The 386-nt window shown below is 63.0% G+C and carries 1 protein-coding gene; it reads left to right on the top strand.

What is annotated here, in order from left to right; translation table 11 throughout:
• Positions 1 to 386: 4-hydroxythreonine-4-phosphate dehydrogenase PdxA (locus EN884_RS38410; protein ID WP_206617799.1), on the top strand; the 386-nt coding region annotated here is incomplete at both ends.

The following is a 386-nucleotide window of genomic DNA, read 5'->3' on the forward strand; positions in this document are numbered from 1 at the left end:
GGCCGGAACTGCCACGCTCGCGGCGCTGCAGAGTGCAGCAGACGCCGCCGGGGCAGGGCAGCTCGATGCGACTGTCTATGGTCCGCTCAACAAACAGGCGATGTGGCTGGCCGGTCACAAGGCGCTCGACGCACTGCATTTTTTCTCAAGTCGCCTCGGTGTTACTGGCTTCTGCTGCGAAATGAATAACCAGGGGGCTCTCTGGACGGCCCGCGTAACCTCGCATATCCCGCTTCGCGCCGTGGCCGACAACATCTCCGTGGAGTCCATCATTGCGGACACGGTGGCCGGCGCCAAGGCGGTCGAATCATCAAGCGGCAAACGTGCGAGAATAGCCGTTGCCGGCCTTAACCCGCATTTGGGAGAAGGCGGCGCAATGGGCACTG

Source organism: Mesorhizobium sp. M7A.F.Ca.AU.001.01.1.1 (genome assembly GCF_004022735.1).
In the GTDB taxonomy this organism is placed as follows: domain Bacteria; phylum Pseudomonadota; class Alphaproteobacteria; order Rhizobiales; family Rhizobiaceae; genus Mesorhizobium; species Mesorhizobium ciceri.